Source organism: Streptomyces cyaneofuscatus (assembly GCF_000718135.1).
GTDB classification, from domain to species: domain Bacteria; phylum Actinomycetota; class Actinomycetes; order Streptomycetales; family Streptomycetaceae; genus Streptomyces; species Streptomyces cyaneofuscatus.
The window spans coordinates 588,927-609,605 of sequence record NZ_JOEM01000001.1; the positions used below are offsets into that span (position 1 = coordinate 588,927).

The 20,679-nt window shown below is 71.8% G+C and carries 20 protein-coding genes; 9 read left to right on the forward strand and 11 right to left on the reverse strand.

All coding sequences use genetic code 11. The features are described from left to right. Positions 1–146 precede the first annotated feature (146 nt). Complete coding sequence (locus tag IF17_RS0102760; RefSeq protein WP_030561775.1) at positions 147–1,409, forward strand: nucleotide sugar dehydrogenase; 1,263 nt, start codon at positions 147–149, stop codon at positions 1,407–1,409. Between the two features lie 154 nt (positions 1,410–1,563). Beyond that, positions 1,564–2,235 (forward strand): hypothetical protein, encoded by a 672-nt coding sequence (locus IF17_RS0102765; RefSeq protein ID WP_237667171.1) that lies wholly within the window; start codon positions 1,564–1,566, stop codon positions 2,233–2,235. A 91-nt stretch (positions 2,236–2,326) separates the two neighbouring features. On the opposite strand, the gene IF17_RS0102770 is transcribed toward IF17_RS0102765, so the two are convergent. The 4 genes from IF17_RS0102770 to IF17_RS0102785 form a co-directional block, all read right to left on the reverse strand. Further along, positions 2,327–3,451 (reverse strand): GuaB3 family IMP dehydrogenase-related protein, encoded by a 1,125-nt coding sequence (locus IF17_RS0102770; protein ID WP_019763850.1) that lies wholly within the window; start codon positions 3,449–3,451, stop codon positions 2,327–2,329. A gap of 106 nt (positions 3,452–3,557) precedes the next feature. Continuing rightward, positions 3,558–5,060, reverse strand: coding sequence for an IMP dehydrogenase (gene guaB / locus IF17_RS0102775; RefSeq protein ID WP_030561780.1), 1,503 nt, complete (start codon positions 5,058–5,060; stop codon positions 3,558–3,560). A gap of 129 nt (positions 5,061–5,189) precedes the next feature. Continuing rightward, positions 5,190–5,765 carry a sigma-70 family RNA polymerase sigma factor gene (locus tag IF17_RS0102780; RefSeq protein WP_030561783.1) on the reverse strand — a complete coding sequence of 192 codons (576 nt, stop codon included), beginning with the start codon at positions 5,763–5,765 and terminating at the stop codon, positions 5,190–5,192. Between the two features lie 287 nt (positions 5,766–6,052). Continuing rightward, positions 6,053–6,664 (reverse strand): response regulator transcription factor, encoded by a 612-nt coding sequence (locus tag IF17_RS0102785; RefSeq protein ID WP_003948568.1) that lies wholly within the window; start codon positions 6,662–6,664, stop codon positions 6,053–6,055. 449 nt (positions 6,665–7,113) lie between these two features. On the opposite strand from IF17_RS0102785, the gene IF17_RS0102790 reads away from it, so the two are divergent. Then, the gene (locus IF17_RS0102790; RefSeq protein ID WP_015610796.1) at positions 7,114–7,455 is read left to right on the forward strand and encodes a WhiB family transcriptional regulator; all 342 of its coding nucleotides are present in this window, start codon (positions 7,114–7,116) and stop codon (positions 7,453–7,455) included. A gap of 76 nt (positions 7,456–7,531) precedes the next feature. Here the strand turns inward: IF17_RS0102790 and IF17_RS0102795 are convergent, their stop codons facing one another. Then, complete coding sequence (locus IF17_RS0102795) at positions 7,532–8,422, reverse strand: LysR family transcriptional regulator (protein WP_030561785.1); 891 nt, start codon at positions 8,420–8,422, stop codon at positions 7,532–7,534. An 81-nt stretch (positions 8,423–8,503) separates the two neighbouring features. Between IF17_RS0102795 and IF17_RS0102800 the strand changes: the two genes are divergently transcribed. The 3 genes from IF17_RS0102800 to IF17_RS0102810 all read left to right on the forward strand — a co-directional run bounded on the left by IF17_RS0102800 (position 8,504) and on the right by IF17_RS0102810 (position 11,846). Beyond that, a complete protein-coding gene (locus IF17_RS0102800) occupies positions 8,504–9,172 on the forward strand; it encodes an MOSC domain-containing protein (protein ID WP_030561787.1) in 669 nt (222 codons plus the stop codon). A 233-nt stretch (positions 9,173–9,405) separates the two neighbouring features. Then, positions 9,406–10,989, forward strand: a complete 1,584-nt coding sequence (locus tag IF17_RS0102805) for an outer membrane protein assembly factor BamB family protein (protein ID WP_030561789.1) — start codon at positions 9,406–9,408, stop codon at positions 10,987–10,989. 83 nt (positions 10,990–11,072) lie between these two features. Beyond that, positions 11,073–11,846 (forward strand): SDR family NAD(P)-dependent oxidoreductase, encoded by a 774-nt coding sequence (locus tag IF17_RS0102810; protein WP_030561792.1) that lies wholly within the window; start codon positions 11,073–11,075, stop codon positions 11,844–11,846. A gap of 86 nt (positions 11,847–11,932) precedes the next feature. On the opposite strand, the gene groL is transcribed toward IF17_RS0102810, so the two are convergent. Beyond that, on the reverse strand, positions 11,933–13,558 hold the full coding sequence (groL, locus tag IF17_RS0102815; RefSeq protein ID WP_030561794.1) for a chaperonin GroEL: 1,626 nt from the start codon (positions 13,556–13,558) through the stop codon (positions 11,933–11,935). A 99-nt stretch (positions 13,559–13,657) separates the two neighbouring features. After that, a complete protein-coding gene (gene groES, locus IF17_RS0102820; RefSeq protein ID WP_003966899.1) occupies positions 13,658–13,966 on the reverse strand; it encodes a co-chaperone GroES in 309 nt (102 codons plus the stop codon). A gap of 278 nt (positions 13,967–14,244) precedes the next feature. Between groES and IF17_RS0102825 the strand changes: the two genes are divergently transcribed. Then, a complete protein-coding gene (locus IF17_RS0102825; protein WP_030561796.1) occupies positions 14,245–14,718 on the forward strand; it encodes a DUF6234 family protein in 474 nt (157 codons plus the stop codon). Positions 14,719–14,757: 39 nt separating this feature from the next. Here the strand turns inward: IF17_RS0102825 and IF17_RS0102830 are convergent, their stop codons facing one another. Continuing rightward, positions 14,758–15,681 carry a polysaccharide deacetylase family protein gene (locus IF17_RS0102830; protein WP_030561798.1) on the reverse strand — a complete coding sequence of 308 codons (924 nt, stop codon included), beginning with the start codon at positions 15,679–15,681 and terminating at the stop codon, positions 14,758–14,760. Positions 15,682–15,819: 138 nt separating this feature from the next. Between IF17_RS0102830 and IF17_RS0102835 the strand changes: the two genes are divergently transcribed. Further along, entirely contained in the window at positions 15,820–17,046 is a 1,227-nt protein-coding gene (locus IF17_RS0102835; protein WP_030561800.1) for a THUMP-like domain-containing protein, read from the forward strand. 88 nt (positions 17,047–17,134) lie between these two features. On the opposite strand, the gene IF17_RS0102840 is transcribed toward IF17_RS0102835, so the two are convergent. From IF17_RS0102840 to IF17_RS0102850, 3 genes are all read right to left on the reverse strand, one after another. Beyond that, positions 17,135–17,785, reverse strand: coding sequence for a hypothetical protein (locus IF17_RS0102840; RefSeq protein WP_030561807.1), 651 nt, complete (start codon positions 17,783–17,785; stop codon positions 17,135–17,137). 49 nt (positions 17,786–17,834) lie between these two features. After that, on the reverse strand, positions 17,835–18,299 hold the full coding sequence (locus IF17_RS0102845) for a VOC family protein (protein ID WP_030561809.1): 465 nt from the start codon (positions 18,297–18,299) through the stop codon (positions 17,835–17,837). Positions 18,300–18,376: 77 nt separating this feature from the next. Next, positions 18,377–19,867: an MFS transporter gene (locus IF17_RS0102850; RefSeq protein ID WP_032771643.1), complete on the reverse strand. Its 1,491-nt coding sequence runs from the start codon at positions 19,865–19,867 to the stop codon at positions 18,377–18,379. Positions 19,868–19,970: 103 nt separating this feature from the next. Between IF17_RS0102850 and IF17_RS0102855 the strand changes: the two genes are divergently transcribed. Further along, entirely contained in the window at positions 19,971–20,672 is a 702-nt protein-coding gene (locus IF17_RS0102855) for a TetR/AcrR family transcriptional regulator (protein ID WP_030561812.1), read from the forward strand. Positions 20,673–20,679: the final 7 nt, after the last annotated feature.

Genomic DNA, 20,679 nt, shown 5'->3' on the forward strand with positions numbered 1-20,679 from the left:
ACTTCAGCCACCGCCTGTGGACAACACCCGGACGACAGGCGTCACGCAATGCGACATATAGGTCATATTTACGCCTAGTCTGACATTGCACTGTCCACAGCAGTTGCGCTTTCAGCTCTCCGGCCTTAGGGAAGGCGGCCTTCGACATGCCCGCAGACCTCGCCGTCATCGGACTCGGCCACCTCGGCCTCCCCCTCGTGCAGGCCGCTGTGGCCGCCGGGATCGACACCGTCGGCTACGACACCGACCCACGCCCCTGCGCCGAGCTGCGCGCGGGCCGCACCCCCGTCGAGGGCTCCCTCACCGCGTCCGAGATCCGCCGCATGCTCTCCGGCGGCTTCCGCCCCACCACCAGCGCCGCCGAACTGGGCCGGGTCCGTACCGCCGTGATCTGCTCCCCCACCCCCCTCGGCCCCGACCGCACGGTCGACCTCACCGCCCTCGGCGACGCCGCCCGCGCCCTGGCCGCCCGGCTGCGCCCGCACACCACCGTGGTGCTGGAGTCCGCCGTCCCGCCCGGCACCACCGAGAACTTCCTGCGCCCCCTGCTCGAAGAGGGCTCCGGGCTCACCGCCGGACGCGACTTCCACCTCGCCTGCTCCCCCAGCCGCCTCGACCCCGGCAACCGCACCCACACCTACGCCTCCACCCCCAAGGTCATCGGCGGCCTCACCTCCGCCTGCACCGAGTCGGCCGCCGCCTTCTACGGACGCCTCACCGACAAGGTCGTACGGGCCCGGGGGCCGCGCGAGGCCGAGATGACGAAGGTGCTGGAGACCAACTTCCGGCACGTCAACATCGCGCTGGTCAACGAGATGGCGGTGGCCTGCCACGACCTGGGCGTGGACCTGTGGGACGTCATCCGGTGCGCCGAGACCAAGCCCTTCGGCTTCCAGCCCTTCCGCCCCGGCCCCGGCGTCGGCGGCCACGGCGTCCCGGTGGACCCGGGCTGCCTCCCGTACAGCAGCCGCACGCCCGGCCACCCGCTGCGGATGGTCTCGCTGGCGCAGGAGATCAACGACCGGATGCCCAGCTACGTCATCCAGCGCTGCGCCACCCTGCTGAACGAGCACGGCAAGTCCGTCCGGGGCGCCCGCGTCCTGCTGCTCGGCGTCACCTACAAGCCGGACAGCGCCGACCAGGAGGCCGCGCCCGCCCGCGAGATCGCCACCCGGCTGATGGACATGGGCGCCCAGATCGGCTACCACGACCCGCACGTCCTGGACTGGCGGGTGCGCGAACTCCCCGTCCCGCGCGCCGACTCGCTGTACGAGGCGGCAGCGGCGGCCGACCTGACCGTACTGCTCCAGCAGCACCGCACGTACGACCTCCAGGGGCTCGCAGTGAAGGCCCAGCTCCTCCTGGACACCCGGGGCGCGACTCCGGCGGGGGCGGCGCACCGGCTCTGACGGCGCGTAACCGGCCATCAACACGGGTGCATATCGGCCACCGGATAGCTAGTGACCAATTTGGGTGCGTACTGCTACCGTGCGGCGTCACAGAGCGCACACGTGTTCGCGTCAAGAACCGCAGCTGCGCATTTCGCCCCAGGGGAGAGCCACCGTGAGCCAGCCCGTGCAGCCGCCGAACCAGCCCCAGCAGCCGTACGGCGGCCAGCCCGCAGACGGCAATCCGTACGCGGCCGGACCGGGCGCCTCCGCCCCCGCCGCCCCGACAGGCAACCCGTACGGCGACCAGCCCCCGGCACCCACCGGCAACCCCTACGGCGACCAGCCCCCCGCCTCCACCGGGAACCCCTTCGGGAACCCGCAGGGTCAGCCCGCCCCGTTCGGCGGCGGCGCCCCCTTCGCCCCGGCTCCCCCGGCTTCCCCGGTGCGCAACGGCCTCGCCATCGGTGTGCTGGTCGCCTTCGGCGCGGCGGTCGTCGCGTCCGTCCTGTACGGCGTACTCCTGGGGTCGATCGAGCGCGAGTTCGGTTACGCGGCGGTCGGCGTCGGCTTCCTGGTCGGCTTCGCGGCGGCCAAGCTCGGCGGCGCCAACCCGGTGACCATCGCCGCGGCGGCCGTCTTCTCGGTCGGCGCCGTCTACTTCGGCCAGCTCATCGGCTACGCGATGGTGATGGCGGACGCCGCCCAGGTCTCGTTCTCCGAGGTGTTCCTCGACCACTTCGACACCGTGACCCGGGTCTGGAAGGAAGACGCCGACTTCATGCGCTACCTCTTCATCGCCCTCGGCGCGATCGCCGCGATCGGCGGCGCCAAGAAGGCGAACTGACACCTCGACCGACACCTCGTACGAACACGGGAAGGGCCCGGACCGTCGAAACGGTCCGGGCCCTTCCCCGTCGCACGTACGGGCGGGCGGGTCAGCGGCGGTGCTGCGAGTCCGCCACCGTCACCTCGACGCGCTGGAACTCCTTGAGGTCGCTGTAGCCGGTGGTGGCCATCGCGCGGCGCAGGGCGCCGAAGATGTTCATCGAGCCGTCCGGGGTGTGCGAGGGGCCGGTGAGGACCTCCTCGGTCGTCCCGACCGGGCCGAGGTCGACCAGCTTGCCGCGCGGCACGTCCTCGTGGACGGCCTCCATGCCCCAGTGGCGGCCACGGCCCGGCGCGTCCGTCGCGCGGGCCAGCGGGGAGCCCATCATCACGGCGTCCGCACCGCAGGCGATGGCCTTCGGCAGGTCGCCCGACCAGCCGACGCCGCCGTCCGCGATGACGTGCACGTACCGGCCGCCGGACTCGTCCATGTAGTCGCGGCGGGCCCCGGCCACGTCCGCGACGGCGGTGGCCATCGGGACCTGGATGCCGAAGACGTTGCGCGTGGTGTGCGCGGCGCCGCCGCCGAAGCCGACGAGGACACCGGCCGCGCCGGTGCGCATCAGGTGCAGGGCGGCGGTGTACGTGGCGCAGCCGCCGACGATGACCGGGACGTCCAGCTCGTAGATGAACTGCTTCAGGTTGAGCGGCTCGGCCGCGCCCGAGACGTGCTCGGCGGAGACCGTCGTACCGCGGATGACGAAGATGTCCACCCCGGCGTCGACGACGGCCTTGGAGAACTGGGCGGTGCGCTGCGGGGAGAGCGCGGCGGCGGTGACGACACCGGAGTCGCGCACCTCCTTGATGCGCTGCCCGATCAGCTCTTCCTGGATGGGGGCGGAGTAGATCTCCTGGAGCCGGCGGGTCGCGGTCTCGACCGGCATCTCGGCGATCTCGTCCAGCAGCGGCTGCGGGTCGGCGTGCCGGGTCCACAGCCCTTCCAGGTTGAGGACGCCCAGCCCGCCGAGCTCACCGATGCGGATGGCGTGCTGCGGGGAGACCACGGAGTCCATGGGGGCCGCCAGGAACGGCAGCTCGAAGCGGTAGGCGTCGATCTGCCAGGCGATCGAGACCTCCTTCGGGTCCCGGGTGCGGCGGCTCGGTACGACAGCGATGTCGTCGAATGCGTAAGCCCGGCGGCCGCGCTTGCCGCGCCCGATCTCGATCTCAGTCACGATGTGTGGCCTTTCCCTCTACGTCTGCGCTGACCAGTATCCCCGACACGTGTCTGAGGGGCGGTACCGGGAACTCCGGTCCGCCCCTCAGCCACGCGCCGCTGTGTTACTTCCGGCTGTAGTTCGGTGCTTCCACCGTCATCTGGATGTCGTGCGGGTGGCTCTCCTTGAGGCCCGCCGAGGTGATCCGGACGAAGCGGCCCTTGCTCTCCATCTGGTCGACGGACTCCGCGCCGACGTAGCCCATGGTCTGGCGCAGGCCCCCGACGAGCTGGTGGAGGACGTTGGCCAGCGGGCCCCGGTAGGGCACCTGGCCCTCGATGCCCTCGGGGACGAGCTTGTCGTCCGAGGAGACCTCGGCCTGGAAGTAGCGGTCCTTGGAGTAGGACCGGCCCTGGCCGCGGGACTGCATGGCGCCCAGCGAGCCCATGCCGCGGTACGACTTGAACTGCTTGCCGTTGATGAACATCAGCTCACCCGGGGACTCCTCGCACCCGGCGAGCAGGCTGCCCAGCATCACGCTGTCGGCGCCGGCGGCGAGCGCCTTACCGATGTCGCCGCTGTACTGGAGGCCGCCGTCGCCGATGACCGGGACGCCCGCGGCGCGGGCGGCGAGCGCGGCCTCGTAGATCGCGGTGACCTGCGGGACGCCGATACCGGCGACCACGCGGGTCGTACAGATGGAGCCGGGTCCGACGCCGACCTTCACGCCGTCGACACCGGCGTCGATGAGCGCCTGGGCGCCGTCGCGGGTGGCGACGTTACCGCCGATGACGTCGATACCGACGCTCGACTTGATCTTCGCCATCCAGTCGAGGGCGTTGCTGTTGTGGCCGTGCGAGGTGTCGACGATCAGGAAGTCGACCCCGGCGGAGGCGAGCGCCTGGGCGCGGTCCAGCGCCTCGGGGCTGGCACCGACGGCCGCGCCGACCAGCAGACGGCCTTCGGCGTCCTTGGCGGCGTTCGGGTACTGCTCGGCCTTCTTGAAGTCCTTGACCGTGATGAGGCCCTTGAGGATCCCTGCGTCGTCGACCAGCGGCAGCTTCTCGATCTTGTGGCGGCGCAGCAGCTCCATGGCCTCCACGCCGGAGATGCCGACCTTGCCGGTGACGAGCGGCATCGGCGTCATGACCTCGCGCACCTGGCGCGAGCGGTCCGACTCGAAGGCCATGTCGCGGTTGGTCACGATGCCGAGCAGCTTGCCCGCGGCGTCGGTGACCGGCACGCCGCTGATGCGGAACTTGGCACAGAGCGCGTCCGCCTCGCCGAGGGTGGCGTCGGGGTGCACGGTGATCGGGTCAGTGACCATCCCGGACTCGGACCGCTTGACCAGGTCGACCTGGTTGACCTGGTCCTCGATCGAGAGGTTGCGGTGCAGCACGCCGACGCCGCCCTGACGGGCCATCGCGATGGCCATCCGGGACTCGGTCACCTTGTCCATGGCGGCCGACAGCAGGGGGATGTTCACCCGTACGTTCCGCGAGATGAGGGACGAGGTGTCGACCGCGTTGGGCAGGACCTCTGACGCGCCCGGCAGCAGCAGCACGTCGTCGTATGTCAGCCCGAGCGTCGCGAACTTCTCAGGCACTCCGTCGACGTTTGCAGTCATGACACCTTCCCCAAATGGTCTTGATCGGTGCGGATGTCCATGCTAACGGGCTCTACGGGTGTCTCATTCCACGATCAAGATCAGTTGGGCGTTCTGTAGCTTCCTACGGGCCGCCGTGCGGGAGGTGACCTACTGCTCCGCCAGCGCCCGCAGCCGGCTGAGCGCGCGGTGCTGGGCGACCCGGACCGCGCCCGGGGACATCCCGAGCATCCGCCCGGTCTCCTCGGCGGTCAGCCCGACCGCGACCCGCAGGACCAGCAGCTCGCGCTGGCTCTCCGGGAGGTTGGCGAGGAGCTTCTTGGCCCAGGCGGCGTCGCTGCTGAGCAGGGCGCGCTCCTCCGGGCCGAGGGAGTCGTCGGGCCGCTCGGGCATCTCGTCGGAGGGCACGGCGGTCGACCCGGGGTGGCGCATCGCGGCGCGCTGGAGGTCGGCGACCTTGTGGCCGGCGATGGCGAAGACGAAGGCCTCGAAGGGCCTGCCGGTGTCCTTGTAGCGCGGCAGCGCCATCAGGACGGCGACGCAGACCTCCTGCGCGAGGTCCTCCACGAAGTGGCGAGCGTCACCGGGCAGCCGGTTCAGCCGGGAGCGGCAGTAGCGCAGGGCGAGGGGGTGGACGTGGGCCAGCAGATCGTGGGTGGCCTGCGCGTCGCCGTCGACGGCCCGGTGCACGAGGGCACCGATCGCCGTGGTCTCGTCGTCGCGCATCGGACCATGGTGCCCTGATGCCGTACGGTCCGCTCCATCGCGTCCCGAGTTGTGCACCGAAGCGTTATGAGCGGGTGCGCCGGATGTCATGTCCTGCGCCCTCCCCTTCCGCTCGACCGAATCGTTCCTACTGTTCCTGAGGAACTCCACGACTCAAGGATGCGTCATCGGCCGGGAAGCGTCACACGGCGCCGCCGGCGGGCGCCCGGATCCGGGGTCGTACCGCTGGTGACCCGTCCCGTCACCCCGTCCGCCGGACTGCGGACGGGGGCGGTCCGGGCCGGGCGTCAGCGGACCAGCCCCCAGCGGAATCCCAGGGCGACCGCATGGGCACGGTCCGAGGCCCCGAGCTTCTTGAACAGCCGCCTGGCGTGGGTCTTGACCGTGTCCTCGGAGAGGAACAGCTCACGGCCGATCTCCGCGTTGGAACGGCCGTGGCTCATGCCTTCGAGCACCTGGATCTCGCGCGCGGTGAGCGTGGGGGCCGCCCCCATCTCGGCGGACCGCAGCCGGCGCGGGGCCAGCCGCCACGTCGGGTCGGCCAGCGCCTGGGTGACGGTGGCCCGCAGCTCGGCGCGCGATGCGTCCTTGTGCAGATAGCCGCGGGCACCGGCGGCGACCGCGAGCGCGACCCCGTCCAGGTCCTCGGCGACGGTCAGCATGATGATCCGGGCGCCGGGGTCGGCGGAGAGCAGCCGCCGGACCGTCTCCACACCCCCCAGACCGGGCATGCGTACGTCCATCAGAATCAGATCCGAACGGTCGGCCCCCCAGCGGCGGAGGACTTCCTCGCCGTTGGCCGCCGTGGTCACGCGCTCGACACCGGGCACGGTGGCCACCGCGCGACGGAGCGCTTCTCGGGCAAGCGGGGAATCGTCGCAGACGAGCACGGATGTCATGACCGTCCTCCGCAGCTGATGCGCGTCACCTTGAGCCTCCAGGCTGATACAAGTCGTCACCTGTGCGGTTGACCCCTTCGGACATGTGCCCGAGCTCGTTCTCCGTCAACCGCATCCGCCCTCTTAACGATGGTCACTCGAAAGAGTTACGGGTCGGACCTTCGGGTTCGGCACTCTACGTGAGGGCCCGTGTACGGAGGAGAGCGACGCGGGTGATTCACCCGTCAACCGAATCTTCACTCTCCGGCTTGCCCTATTTGGCGAGATTTCTTCCCTTTTAAGGGTGTCTGTGGCTAGATTCGCAAACAGTCATATTTACATCTACTAGCACCGCAGATGTACGGTCGAGACTCAGGTCACCGAAGAGACGATCGCCGATCACGGATCGCCGGTTCACCGGCGGTCCAGGATGCCGCTTCCGACGCAGCACGGCTTCGAGGGGACAAGCAATGGCAGATTTCTCCCGCCTTCCCGGACCCAACGCAGACCTGTGGGACTGGCAGCTGCTCGCCGCCTGCCGAGGCGTCGACAGTTCCCTGTTCTTCCATCCCGAAGGTGAGCGCGGCGCCGCCCGCAGCGCTCGTGAGACCTCCGCGAAGGAGGTGTGCATGCGGTGCCCGGTACGCGCCGAGTGCGCGGCCCACGCCCTGGCCGTACGGGAGCCCTACGGAGTGTGGGGCGGCCTGACCGAGGACGAGCGCGAAGAGCTCATGGGCCGGGCCAGAACCAGACTGATCACCGCGGCGCCCTCAGGCGTCACCACGGCCACGACGGGCTCCCGCCCGACCTGACACCCGACCGCTCCAGTCGAACGCAGAAACGTTTCCTCAGTTCCACCCCTCAGCAGGTCCCCCGACAGCACGCCCCTCAGCGCGCGGCCGCCAGGGACAGCTGGTCCAGGGTGGCCGCGACCGCCGGGACCCGGGCCAGGTCCGGCAGCGTGAGCGCCACGATCTCCCGCTCGATCGCGGGCTCCACCGCCACGGTCCGGGCCCCCTTGGGGCGTACCGACTCCACCGCCAGCTCGGGCAGCACCGCCACCCCGAGCCCGGCCCCCACCAGGCCCATCACCGCCGGGTAGTCGTCGGTGGCGAAGTCGATCCGGGGCGTGAAGCCGGACGCCTCGCAGACCTCCACCAACTGGCGGCGGCAGCGCGGGCAGCCCGCGATCCACGACTCGTCCGCCAGCTCACCGATGGAGACGCTCTCCGCGTCCGCCAGCCGGTGCCCGTCCGGGACCAGGCCGATCAGCCGGTCGGTGAGCAGCGGCCGGACCACCAGGTCGTCCCATTCGCCGCCGGTCGTGCCGTACCGGAAGGCCAGCGCGATGTCGCAGTCGCCGTCGCGCAACAGGTCGACCGAGCGCGGCGGTTCGGCCTCGACCAGCGAGACCCTGGTCCCCGGATGCTCGGCCCGCAGGGCCGCCAGCGCGCCGGGGACCAGGGTGGAGCTGCCGCTGGGGAAGGAGACGAGCCGGACCCGGCCGGCCCGCAGTCCGGCGATGGCGGCGACCTCCTCCTCCGCCGCGGTCAGCCCCGCGAGGATGCCGGAGGCGTGCCGTACCAGCGCCTCGCCCGCCTGGGTGAGGCGCATCTCGCGGCCGGTGCGGATCAGCAGGGTGGTGCCTGCGGAGGACTCCAGGGCCTTCATCTGCTGGCTCACCGCGGGCTGGGTGCAGCCGAGTTCGCGGGCGGCGGCGGAGAACGAGCCGGTGGTGGCGACGGCGCGGAGGACGCGGAGGTGGCGTGCTTCGATCACGCCCCCCACCATAAGAGCTTCTTGGGTGAGAGGCGAATTAATGGCGTGACCCTTTGAGGGTTGAGCCATTAGCGTGACCGTATGAGATTGCTGAGCGTGAATGTCGGCCGCCCCACCCCTCTCCCCTCCGCCGGTGGCCCCGGCGGTCTCAGCGGGATCGACAAGCGGCCGTTCGAGGGGAGCGTGCGGGTCTCGGACCCCGGGCCCAAGGGGACGGGCGGCAGCGGGCTCGTCGGGGACGCGGTCTGCGATCTGCGCCACCACGGCGGCAGCGACCAGGCCGTGTACGCCTTCGCGCGGGAGGAGCTGGACGCCTGGGAGCGGCAGCTGGGCGGCCGGGAGCTGGCGAACGGCTCGTTCGGCGAGAACCTGACCACCGTCGGGGTCGATGTGAGCGGCGCGCTGATCGGTGAGCGCTGGCGGGTGGGGGCCGAATTGCTGCTGGAGGTGACCTCCGGACGTATCCCGTGCCGGACGTTCGCCGACCACGTCAAGGAGGAGAAGTGGGTGCGGCGGTTCACCCAGGAGGCGGTGACCGGCGCGTATCTGCGGGTGATCGAGCCGGGCACGATCCGGGCCGGGGACCCCGTCGAGATCGTGCACCGCCCGGACCACGAGATCACCGCGGCACTGCAGTTCCGGGCCGTCACGACCGAGCGAACCCTGCTGCCGTCCCTGCTGGCCGCCGCGTCGGCCCTGCACCCCGAGGCGCTGCGCAAGGCGCGGGAGTACGTGGCGGCCCAGGGCTGAGGTCGCCGCCCGGGCCGCGTGGCGGGGGCCATCGGCCGTACGGCGGCGCCCCGTTGAGGGGAACTGCGCCGAGGTGGGGCGCGTCCCCCACTGGTGACCGCGCTCGGCCGGGCCGTCGGCGGAGCGATGCGGCACATGTCGGACGCGGCACGTCTCAGGCACAGCACGTCCCGGACGCGGCACGTCTCAGTCGCAGCACGTCTCAAGCACAGCACGTCTCAGGGGGAAGATTCGTGACCGACCGGCCCCAGCCCTGGTACACACCGGGCCCGCCGCAGCAGCCCGTGCCCGGCAACCCGTACGCGCAGGAAGGCTCCGGGCCGCCGCCGCCCGGACCGCCACCGCCGCCGCGCCGTCGGCGGTTCGGCGGGGCGCCGGTCCTCGCCGTCGCCGTCGTGCTCCTGCTCGTCGCCGCGGCGGGCGGGGTGTACGCCGTCACCGACGGGACGTGGGGCCGGTCCGCCGGGCCGGTGGCGAAGGAGTCGCCCGGCCCGGCCTCTTCCGCCCCTGCCTCGTCGGCGCCCCCGCCCGGTGCCCCCGCGGCCCGCACTCCGCAGCCGCAGAAGATCCCGACGACGGCGGAGATCGACGCCGCGCGGAAGCCGGGGGACGCGACGGCGTGGATCGTCGACGACAGGACGGATCTGCCCCAGGGGAACCACCGGGCCCACGACCTGTGGACCGTCGACGGCGCCGTCGTCCAGGCGCTGCACCGTAAGGTCGCGGCCTATCGGCTCTCCGACGGTGCCGAACTCTGGAGCGTGCCGCTGCCCACCGCCGTCTGCGAGACCCCGGCCAACCCCGCCCCCGACGGCAAGGTCGTGATCGTCCGCCAGGAGCGGCCGGACGACGAGCGGGGGAACCGGTGCAACCAGTTGCAGATGATCGACCTGAGGACCGGCAAGCAGGGCTGGCACAAGCAGCTCCCCGAGACCGGCTCCGGGGACAACTCGTTCATCGTGTACAGCGCGATCAGCGGCGGTACGTTCGCGATCGCCCGGAGCATGAAGGCCACCGCCTACCGGGTCGCCGACGGGACCGAGCTCTACGACATCCCGTGGGAGAACCCGGGGAAGTGCTACCCGGACGACGTGGCGGGCGGGTCCCGGCTGCTGGTGAGCTCCGACTGCGCGATCTCCATGGACCGGAGCAAGAACTACAGCCAGCTCCGCGAGATCGACCCGCGCACCGGCAAGGTCCTGTGGCGCCACCGGACCTCCCGCGGCCGGCAGTTCGGCAGCCTGATCTCGGTCGACCCGGTCGTCTTCACCACCGTGAACGCCGAGGACACCACGTCCGACTGGCGGGTCGTCGCCCTCGGCCCGAAGGGGAAGCTCCGCACCACCATCGACCCGCGGGAGAAGGGGTTCGAGCACTGCGCCGGAAGCGGGTCCGGCGGTGAGATCCAGCCCTGCCGGGGCACGGCGGCCGGCCCGGACCACGTCGTCCTGGGCGGTACCGACAGGGTCGGCGTGTACGACCTGGCCACCGGGAAGTTCGTCTGGGGCATCAAGTCCGACGACCCGCTCCGTACGCTGCATCCCCTGCGCGCGGAGAAGGGCAAGGCCGCGCTGGTCTACGAGTCGGCGTCGCCGGACGGGCCCGGCCGGACCTTCGTCATGGGCCCGGGCGGTGCGGGCACGGAGAAGGTGCTGCTGAAGCACCCGGCGGCGGCCGCGGCGGCCGAGACCAGGATGGGCGGCGGGCGGCTGGCCTATGTGGACGGCCGGGTCGTCGTCACGTCGTCGGGGGTGAGCGGCCTCGACACCGACCGCCAGGCCCGCATGCTGTCCTTCGCCCCTGCCGCCAAGCCCTGACCGCCCGCCGCCTCGTCGGAGCGGCGGTGACGGGGCGGCGGGCGGTGAACTCCCCGGGCCCGCGGGGCACTAACGTGCCGCCTATGACGACTGCACTGATTACGGGCGCGACGGCAGGTATCGGGGCGGCCTTCGCGCGGCGGCTCGCGGGCCAGGGGCACAACCTGGTGCTGGTGGCCCGGGACACCGCCCGGCTGCACGAGCAGGCCACCGAACTGCACGACCGGCACGGCATCGAGGCCGAGGTGCTGCGGGCGGACCTGTCCACGGACGCCGGGATCGAGGCGGTCGGGAAGCGGCTCGCGGACCGCACGCACCCGGTCGATCTGCTGGTCAACAACGCCGGGTTCGGCAACAAGGGGCGCTACCTGGAAGTGCCCATGGCCGACGAGCTGACGATGCTGAAGGTGCACTGCGAGGCGGTGCTGCGGCTGACCTCGGCCGCCACCGCGGGCATGAAGGAGCGCGGCCGGGGCGGGGTGATCAACGTGGCGTCGGTCGCGGCGTTCGTACCGCGCGGTACGTACGGGGCGTCCAAGGCGTGGGTCGTGCAGTTCACCCAGGGCGCGGCGAAGGACCTGGCCGGGTCGGGGGTGCGGCTGATGGCGCTGTGCCCGGGCTTCGTCCGTACGGAGTTCCACGAGCGGGCCGGGATGGGCACCGGCAACATCCCCGGCTGGATGTGGCTGGACGCGGACAAGCTGGTGGCCTCGGCCCTGGCGGACCTGGCCCGGGGGAAGTCGGTGTCGATCCCGGACCCGCGCTACAAGGCGCTGATGGGGCTGGTGAAGGTGACCCCGCGCGGTCTGCTCGGCGGGGTCACCTCGCGTACGGGACGCAAGTACGGGCCCCAGTAGCCCGCGGACGCACCGAGGCCCGGTGCCCCCGCGACGGGGGTACCGGGCCTCAGGCGTACCGAAAGGCGTACCGAGAGAAGCAGGTACTAGTGCGAGTGGCCGTGGCCGCCGTGACCGGCGTCGGCCTCTTCCTCGGCCGGCTTCTCGACGACCAGGGTCTCGGTCGTGAGCAGCAGCGACGCGATGGACGCGGCGTTCTCCAGGGCGGAGCGGGTGACCTTGACCGGGTCGATGACGCCGGCCTTGACCAGGTCGCCGTACTCGCCGGTGGCGGCGTTGAAGCCCTGGCCCTTGTCGAGCTCGGAGACCTTGGAGGTGATGACGTAACCCTCCAGGCCGGCGTTCTCGGCGATCCAGCGCAGCGGCTCGACGGCGGCGCGGCGGACGACCGCGACACCGGTGGCCTCGTCGCCGGTCTTGCCGAGGTTGCCCTCCAGGACCTTCACGGCGTGGACGAGAGCGGAGCCACCGCCGGAGACGATGCCCTCCTCGACCGCGGCGCGGGTGGCGGAGATGGCGTCCTCGAGGCGGTGCTTCTTCTCCTTGAGCTCCACCTCGGTGGCGGCACCGACGCGGATGACGCACACGCCGCCGGCCAGCTTCGCGAGGCGCTCCTGGAGCTTCTCGCGGTCCCAGTCGGAGTCCGTGGACTCGATCTCGGCCTTGATCTGGTTGACGCGGCCCTTGACGTCGTCGGAGTTGCCCCCGCCGTCGACGATGGTCGTGTCGTCCTTGGAGACGGTGACGCGGCGGGCGGTACCCAGCACGTCCAGACCGGCCTGGTCGAGCTTGAGGCCGACCTCCTCGGCGATGACGGTCGCACCGGTGAGGGTGGCGATGTCGCCGAGCATGGCCTTGCGGCGGTCGCCGAAGCCCGGGGCCTTCACCGCGACGGCGTTGAAGGTGCCGCGGATCTTGTTGACGACGAGGGTGGAGAGCGCCTCGCCCTCGACGTCCTCGGCGATGATCAGGAGCGGCTTGGAGCCACCGGACTGGATGACCTTCTCCAGCAGCGGGAGCAGCTCCTGGATGGAGCCGATCTTGCCCTGGTGGATCAGGATGTACGGGTCGTCGAGGACGGCCTCCATACGCTCCTGGTCGGTCACCATGTACGGGGACAGGTAGCCCTTGTCGAAGGCCATGCCCTCGGTGAACTCCAGGTCCAGACCGAAGGTGTTGGACTCCTCGACGGTGATGACACCGTCCTTGCCGACCTTGTCCATCGCGTCCGCGATGAGCTCGCCGACCTGGGTGTCCTGCGCGGAGAGCGCGGCCACGGCGGCGATGTCGGACTTGTCGTCGATCGGGCGCGCGGTCGCGAGGAGCTCCTCGGACACGGCCTTGACGGCGGCGTCGATGCCCTTCTTCAGGGCGGCCGGGGAGGCGCCCGCGGCGACGTTGCGCAGACCCTCGCGGACGAGCGCCTGGGCCAGGACGGTCGCGGTGGTGGTGCCGTCACCCGCTACGTCGTTGGTCTTGGTCGCCACCTCCTTGACGAGCTGGGCACCGAGGTTCTCGTACGGGTCGTCGAGCTCGACCTCGCGCGCGATGGTGACGCCGTCGTTGGTGATGGTGGGTGCGCCGAACTTCTTGTCGATGACGACGTTGCGGCCCTTGGGGCCGATCGTCACCTTGACCGTGTCGGCAAGCTTGTTGACGCCGCGCTCAAGGGCGCGACGGGCGTCCTCGTCGAACTTCAGAATCTTCGCCATGGGCTGTACTTCCCTCTCAAAATGAACTGCGCCCCTCGCCGCCCGGCTAGTTATTTCGCAGGGGGCCAGGGGCGCAGAACACAGGCAAACGTGGGTGAATTACTTCTCGACGATCGCGAGGACGTCGCGGGCCGAGAGGACGAGGTACTCCTCGCCGTTGTACTTCACCTCGGTGCCGCCGTACTTGCTGTACAGGACGACGTCGCCGGTCTTGACGTCGAGCGGAAGACGCTCGCCGTTCTCGAAGCGGCCCGGGCCCACGGCGAGGACGACGCCCTCCTGGGGCTTCTCCTTCGCGGTGTCCGGAATGACCAGGCCGGAAGCCGTGGTCTGCTCGGCGTCGAGCGGCTGGACCACAATGCGGTCCTCAAGCGGCTTGATCGCAACCTTGGAGCTGGTGGTCGACACGATCCGGTCTCCCCCTTCGGAGATCTCACGGGGTTTAGCAGTCAGTGGGCGGCGACCAGACCGATCCGTCGTCGCGGGTGCCGGACCTGCCCTGTCGCACAGTGTGGTGCTGGCACTCTCCAGGGGGGAGTGCCAGACCTGAGACTATGACCGCGATTAGCACTCGGTCAAGCGGAGTGCCAATTCACCACCCGCGCGCCGTCTCGGTCGGGGCTCCATCGGATCACCGTCCGGACAACGCCGGGGTGGAGCTTCGCGTTCCGTACGACGGTACGGAGATGACGCATCCCGAGAGCGACCTGCCCGGAGGACCGGCGGAGCGGGCCTTGGACGAGCGGCCCGGCGGCTGCGCCGATTTCGCCATGGGCCTGCTGCTCACGATCTCCGAGGCGGCCGTCCTCGCCATGCTGGTGCTGTGGCTGGCGCTGCGCGGCCTGGAACGGTCCCACGCACCCGTCGACAGCGGCGTGCCCTCGGCCTCCGGCTCCGGAGCGGAGACCGACTGGGCCTCCACCATCGCGTTCGGCGCCCTGGCCCTCGTGGTCGTCGTCCTCGCCACCGTGCTGCTGCGTGGCCGGTGGTACTGGGCGGGCGGTATCCAGGTGCTCGTGGCGGTGGCCCTGTGCACGTCGGCCCTGACGTCCGTGTCCCGGGCCGACGTCGACGCACCCCCGGCCCCCGCCCCCACCTGGAACTCCCCGCCCTGCCGCAGCGGGGGCGACAGCGACGAATGCGCGCGCAGCGGGGGCTGAGCGCGCATTCGGGGCCGTACCGGGGGCAGACAGGAGGGGTCAGACGTAGTCCTCCAGCTTCGCCACCGCGTACCCCTTGTCCGTGATGGTCTTCATGACCGTGCGGATCATGTCGGGCATCGTGCCCTTCCAGTCGCCCTTGCCCCGGAAGTGGGTGAGGACGATGTCGCCGGGGTGCAGGTCCCGGTCCCACTCGCGCCACTCCATGTGGTCGGCGAAGGCCTCGGCGGACCACAGCGGTACGGCGGTGATGCCGCAGGTCTTGGCGACGACGAGGGTGTCGCGGTTGTAGTTGCCGTAGGGCGGGCGGAAGAGGGTGGGCCGCTTCCCGTAGTGCTTGAGGATCTTCTCCTGCTGGCCGCAGATCTCCCGCTTCTGCTCGGCGTAGGAGAGGCCGGGCAGATAGCGGTGGTTGAGCGTGTGGTTGCTGATGACCACCCCGCGCTGCTGCATCTTCCTGAAGTAGCCGTAGTCGTCGTTGATGACGTAGTCGCTCAGGAAGGCGCTGTAGGGGATGTCCAGTTCGGTCATCATCCGCAGCAGCGCGGGGTCCTTCTCCGCCCCGTCGTCCATGGTGAGGAAGACGATCTTCTCCTTGGTGGGGACGGTGGTGAAGACGGGCGGCAGCCCCTCGTCGTCCCGGACCTCGAACCCCTTACGGGTGGTGATGCGCGGCTTCACCTTCGGCGGTTCGGGGGCGGCGAGCGGGGTCCTGGCCAGCCCCCACTTCTTCGCGGCGACGGCCCGTGCGGCCTGTTTCCGCTTGAGCGCCTCGGCGTACGTGTCCAGGGCGCGGGCGGGCCCGGCCTGCGGGGCGGCCTCGTTCGGCTGCCCGGCGGCGGGCTTCGCCGGGCCGCCCGGGGCCCCCGTGCCACCGCCGGCCGTCTCCGACGCGCAGGCGGAGGTGACCGTGGCGGCCAGGAGGGCCGCCAGCACGACGGAGACCGGCCGGTGCCGCTTCATGGGTGATTTTCCTTTTTGTCGTACTAGCTGCATGGCGCCGCATCCTGCCAGCCACCCGGCCGCCGCCCGCCCCGACACCGCGAGGGCCCCCGGCCCGTCGCCCGACCGGCGGACAGGGGGCGGCCCCGACCGGCCACAATGGACCGGGTGAACGCATCGACCCCCTCGGCCTCCCCGGCCGACGACCCCGCCCGCGCCGCCTTCGCCGCCCTGCGCACCCCCGAGGGCGAGCACCTGCTGGCCGAGCTGCGCGACCACGACCCCGCCCAGGAGTTGGCGACGGCGACCCGGCTGCGCCGCGCGCACCCGGCGGAGCTGGTGTCGGCGGCGCTCGGCCAGGCCCGGCTGCGGCAGCGGGCGGTGGCGAAGTTCGGGGCCGGGGACGCCTACCGGATGTACTTCACGCCCAACGGGGTCGAGCAGGCCACCCGCACCTCGGTCGCCACCCACCGCGCCGCCCGGTTCGCCGCGCTCGGCGTGCGCAGCGTGGCGGACCTGTGCTGCGGCATCGGCGGCGACGCCATCGCGCTCGCCCGCGCCGGGATCGCCGTACTCGCCGTGGACCGCGACCCGCTCACCGCCGAGGTGGCCCGCGCCAACGCGGAAGCCCTGGGGCTCGCGGACCTGATCGAGGTGCGGTGCACCGACGTCACGGAGATCGACACCTCTCCGTACGACGCCGTCTTCGTGGACCCCGCCCGGCGCGGCGGCCGGGGCAGGATCTTCGACCCGGAGGCGTACTCACCGCCGCTGTCCTGGGCGACGGCCGCCGCGCTGACGGCCCCCCGCGCGGCGCTGAAGATCGCGCCCGGCGTCCCGCACGAGGCGATCGGCCCGGAGGCGGAGGCCGAGTGGATCTCGGACGGCGGCGATGTGAAGGAGGCGGTGCTCTGGTTCGGGGAAGGCTTCGCGCCCGGCGCGTTCCGGGCCACCCTGCTGCCGTCCGGGGCCACCCTCACCGCCCCGGCCCCGTTGCCCGCCCCGCCGGTGGGCCCGGTCGGGCGCTATCTGTACGAGCCGGACGGCGCGGTGATCCGGGCGCACCTGGTCGCCGACATCGTGGAGCGGTGCGGCGGGCGGCTGGTGGACGAGACGATCGCGTACGTCACGAGCGATGTGCCGTACTCCTCGCCGTACGTCTCCGGGTACGAGATCACCGATCAGCTGCCGTTCAACATGAAGAAGCTGAAGGCGCTGCTGCGGGAGCGTCAGGTGGGCGTCCTGACCGTCAAGAAGCGCGGCTCGGCGGTCGAACCGGAGGAGCTGCGCCGCCGGATGAAGCTGAGCGGTCCGAACTCGGCGACGGTGTTCCTGACCCGGGTGGCCGGGGCCCCGACGATGCTGATCGGCCACCCGCTGGGGTGAGCCGGCGGGCCGGAACGCACGGCGTCAGCGGCGGGGCGGGACGTACGGTGTCAGCGGCGGGCCTGGGCCTGGGTCGGAACGTACGGTGTCAGCGGTGGGCAGGAACGTCGAGCGGGGCGGGCGCCGCCAGGACGCGCAGCACCCAGCGGCGGTGCGCCAACGCCTTGACGGCGCCGATGAGTCCGGTGAGCCAGGCGACCATGCCGAGGCCCATGATCAGGGCGACCATGCCGTACGTGTCATCCCCGGGCCGGGCGCTCGCCGGGCCGATCACACACAGCGCGAGCCCGCCCGCCGCCAGGACGAACGACAGCAGCAGCCAGACGAGGCTCATCCCGGGCAGCCGCAGCTCCCGGTCGCGCTCCGGGTCCCGGTCCAGCGCACCCCACTCCACGAGCAGCGCGCGGACCTCCCGGTCCCGGGCGAGGTGGAAGGAGACGAGGACGACCGCCGGTATCAGCGCGCCCGCGCCGAGGAGGAGGGACACGATTCCGGCGATCCCGCTGAAGAAGTCCGCCGACGCCTGCTCGAACATGACGAGTCCGGACCCCACCAGCAGCCAGCCGAAGGCGGCGAGCCCGGCCCACATCACCAGCACGCCGAGCCGCGCCGGCCCCAGGTGCATCCGGACCAGCGCGTCCAGGATGAACGCCCGGTCGGCGAGCATCGCCTCGCGGTCCGGCCAGGTCCGGATCTCCGCGGGCGGCGGGGGCGGGGGCAGGGTGGGGCGGGATGACATGGACCAGACACTACCGACCGCCGAGGCGGCCACGAGCGCGCCCGGCAGCTCAGGCGTCCCGCAGCGCCCGGATGTCCAGCTTCCGCATCCCGAGCATCGCCTTCATCGTGCGCTCCGCCTTCGCCGGGTCCGGGACGGCCAGCAGCTTCGGCAGCTCGTTCGGGACGATCTGCCAGGAGACGCCGTACCGGTCCTTGAGCCAGCCGCACTGCCCCTCCTCGCCGCCCTCGGAGAGCGCGGTCCAGAGCCGGTCGACCTCGGCCTGGTCGGCGCAGTCCACGGAGAGCGAGATCGCCTCGGTGAAGGGGAACTGCGGTCCGCCGTTGAGGCCCATGTACTCCTGGCCCGCGAGCCGGAAGCTGACCGTGAGGACGGAGCCCGTCTCGCCGGGGGCCTCTTCGCCGTAGTAGCTGATGTCCAGGATGCGGGAGTCGCCGCCGAAGACCGCGATGTAGTGCTCGGCCGCCTCCTTCGCCTGGCCGTCGTACCAGAGACAGGGGGTGATCTTCTGCATGATGGTCGTCTCCTCGTCCGGCCGCCCCGTGTTCGGGGCGGGCCTCGTGGAAGGTAGACCGCCCCGGGCGCCCGGACTCATCGGCCGGCGGCGTCCTCCTCATGCTCCGCCGCGACCGGCCCGCCGGCCACCGGACCGCCCGCCGCCCGGCCCTCCCCCGGCAGCAGGACGTACGCCGCCAGAGCCGCGGCCGCCAGGAGCCCGGCCGCGACCCAGAAGGCGGCCGCGTACCCGGCGGAGAGGTCCCTCGCCCCGGTGCCGCCGCCCGTGACCCGGGCGGCGACGGTGACCAGGACCGCGAGGCCGAGCGAACCGCCGACCTGGCGGGAGCTGTTGAGCAGCCCGGAGGCCATGCCCGTCTCACCGGGCACCACGTCGGTGGTGGCGGCCGTGCCGAGCGGGACGAAGCAGAGGCCGATGCCGAGGGAGCAGAGCAGCGACGGGCCGAGGATCGAGGCGAGGAAGGAGCCGTCGACCGTGGCGGTGGCCGCGAACCAGCCCATCCCGAGCGCCGCCAGCGCGCCGCCCACGGTCATCAGCCGCCGGATGCCGAGCACCGCGACCGCGCGGGTGGCCAGGATCGCGCCCGCGACGACGCCCACGCAGAACGGCAGGAACGCGAATCCGGCGGCGGTCGGCCCGTACCCGAGGACCAGCTGCATGTAGAGCGAGACGAAGTAGAACGCGCCGAACTGGGCGGAAGCCAGCAGCAGGCAGAACAGGTTGGCCGTGAGCACCGGCCGCCCGCGCAGCAGTCCGGGGCGGAGCAGGGGCGACGCCGTACGGAGTTCGACGGCGACGAAGGCGGTCAGCAGGAGCACCGCCGCGCCGAGGGTGGACAGTGTGACGGCCGAGGACCAGCCGTCGTCCGAGGCCCGCACGAGCCCGAGGACCAGCAGCGTCGTCCCGGCCGTGGCCAGGAGCGCCCCGGCGAGGTCCAGCCGGGCGCCGGTCCGCCGCTGCCCGCCGACCGGTCCGGTGCGCGCGGCGGCGGCCAGGGCGAAGGCGACGATCGGCACGTTGACGAGCATCACGGCCCGCCAGCCCGCCGCGTCGGTGAGCACGCCGCCCGCCAGCACCCCGACCGCGCCGCCCGCCGCACCCGCCATGCCCCAGAGCCCGAGGGCACGGGAGCGGGCGGGCCCGGCCGGGAAGGCGAGGGTGATCAGGGCGAACGCCACCGGGGCGAGGGCGGCGGCGCCGACGCCCTGGACGGCCCGCGCCGCGACCAGCGACCCGGGCGACCAGGCGAGGCCGCCGGCCAGGCTGGCGAGGCCGAAGAGGACCAGGCCCGCCGTGAGGACGCGGCGGGGCCCGGCCAGGTCGGCGAGCCGGCCGCCGAGCAGGAGGAGCCCGCCGAAGGCGAGGGCGTACGCGTTGACGACCCAGAGGAGCCCGTCCCGGCCGAAGCCGAGGTCGCTGCGGATGTCGGGCAGGGCGACGTTCACCACGGACATGTCCAGCGACACGAGGAACTGCACGGTGAGCGCCACCACCAGCAGCCACCGCGCGTGCCGCGCCCCGGCGTCCCTCGCCGCCTCCGACCCGCTTGCCACCGTGCCGTCCATGCCGCGCCCTCCCCTTCGCCACCCTCGACCGGAGAATTACCATACACGTATAGAAAATAAACCCGCCGGTACGCAGGAGGACCCGAAAGGGGAGAATGCCCGGGTGCCAGGCAGCGAGAAGACCGAGAAGCAGAGCCGGAAGACCGAGCAGAAGAAGAAACCCGTGGGCCGCCCCCGCAGGCTGGACCCCGACGTGATGGTCTCCACCGCGCGCCGCATCGTCGAGGAGGAGGGCGTGGACGCGCTGTCCATGCGACGGGTGGCGAAGGAGCTGGGCTCCACGCCGATGGCGCTCTACCACTACGTGCAGGACAAGGACGAGCTGCTGATGCTCACCCTCTCCGGCACCGCGGCCGCCTTCCCGCGCCCCGAGCTGCCGGAGGACCCGCGCGAGCGGCTGGTGGCGGTGGCCGTGCACATGCACGACATCATCGGCCGCATCCCCTGGGTGCTGGACATCCTGGCGCTGGGCGAGCTGACCGACCGCAACGCGCTGTGGATGGTCGAGGAGATCATCGACTGCGCCCTGGCCTGCGGCCTCTCCCCCGCCCGCTCGGTGCGGGCGTACCGGACGATCTGGAGTTACGTCTACGGCGACCTGGTCTTCCGCAGGGCGGCGGCCCGCCGGGCGGAGCAGCCATCCCGCCGGGAGTTCTTCCCGGAGATGATCACGGAGAAGGACGCGCTGGAGCTGCCCCGGCTCACCGAGGTGAAGGAGCACTGGCGGGAGTACGCCGCCGACTACGAGACCGCCGCCGAGCTGGACGCGATCGTGGAGGGGCTGATCAGCCGGGGAACCCCATGACCTGGCT

Bases quoted from the DNA above. Each gene is read 5' to 3' on its own strand.
- IF17_RS0102790 (WP_015610796.1), top strand. From the start codon at position 7,114: ATGGCAGATTTCTCCCGCCTTCCCGGACCCAACGCAGACCTGTGGGAC.
- IF17_RS0102825 (WP_030561796.1), top strand. From the start codon at position 14,245: ATGACGCATCCCGAGAGCGACCTGCCCGGAGGACCGGCGGAGCGGGCC.
- IF17_RS0102810 (WP_030561792.1), top strand. From the start codon at position 11,073: ATGACGACTGCACTGATTACGGGCGCGACGGCAGGTATCGGGGCGGCC.
- IF17_RS0102835 (WP_030561800.1), top strand. From the start codon at position 15,820: ATGGACCGGGTGAACGCATCGACCCCCTCGGCCTCCCCGGCCGACGAC.
- guaB (WP_030561780.1), bottom strand. From the start codon at position 5,060: ATGACTGCAAACGTCGACGGAGTGCCTGAGAAGTTCGCGACGCTCGGG.
- groL (WP_030561794.1), bottom strand. From the start codon at position 13,558: ATGGCGAAGATTCTGAAGTTCGACGAGGACGCCCGTCGCGCCCTTGAG.
- IF17_RS0102800 (WP_030561787.1), top strand. From the start codon at position 8,504: ATGAGATTGCTGAGCGTGAATGTCGGCCGCCCCACCCCTCTCCCCTCC.
- IF17_RS0102840 (WP_030561807.1), bottom strand. From the start codon at position 17,785: ATGTCATCCCGCCCCACCCTGCCCCCGCCCCCGCCGCCCGCGGAGATC.
- IF17_RS0102845 (WP_030561809.1), bottom strand. From the start codon at position 18,299: ATGCAGAAGATCACCCCCTGTCTCTGGTACGACGGCCAGGCGAAGGAG.
- IF17_RS0102785 (WP_003948568.1), bottom strand. From the start codon at position 6,664: ATGACATCCGTGCTCGTCTGCGACGATTCCCCGCTTGCCCGAGAAGCG.
- IF17_RS0102780 (WP_030561783.1), bottom strand. From the start codon at position 5,765: ATGCGCGACGACGAGACCACGGCGATCGGTGCCCTCGTGCACCGGGCC.
- IF17_RS0102760 (WP_030561775.1), top strand. From the start codon at position 147: ATGCCCGCAGACCTCGCCGTCATCGGACTCGGCCACCTCGGCCTCCCC.
- IF17_RS0102850 (WP_032771643.1), bottom strand. From the start codon at position 19,867: ATGGACGGCACGGTGGCAAGCGGGTCGGAGGCGGCGAGGGACGCCGGG.
- IF17_RS0102830 (WP_030561798.1), bottom strand. From the start codon at position 15,681: ATGAAGCGGCACCGGCCGGTCTCCGTCGTGCTGGCGGCCCTCCTGGCC.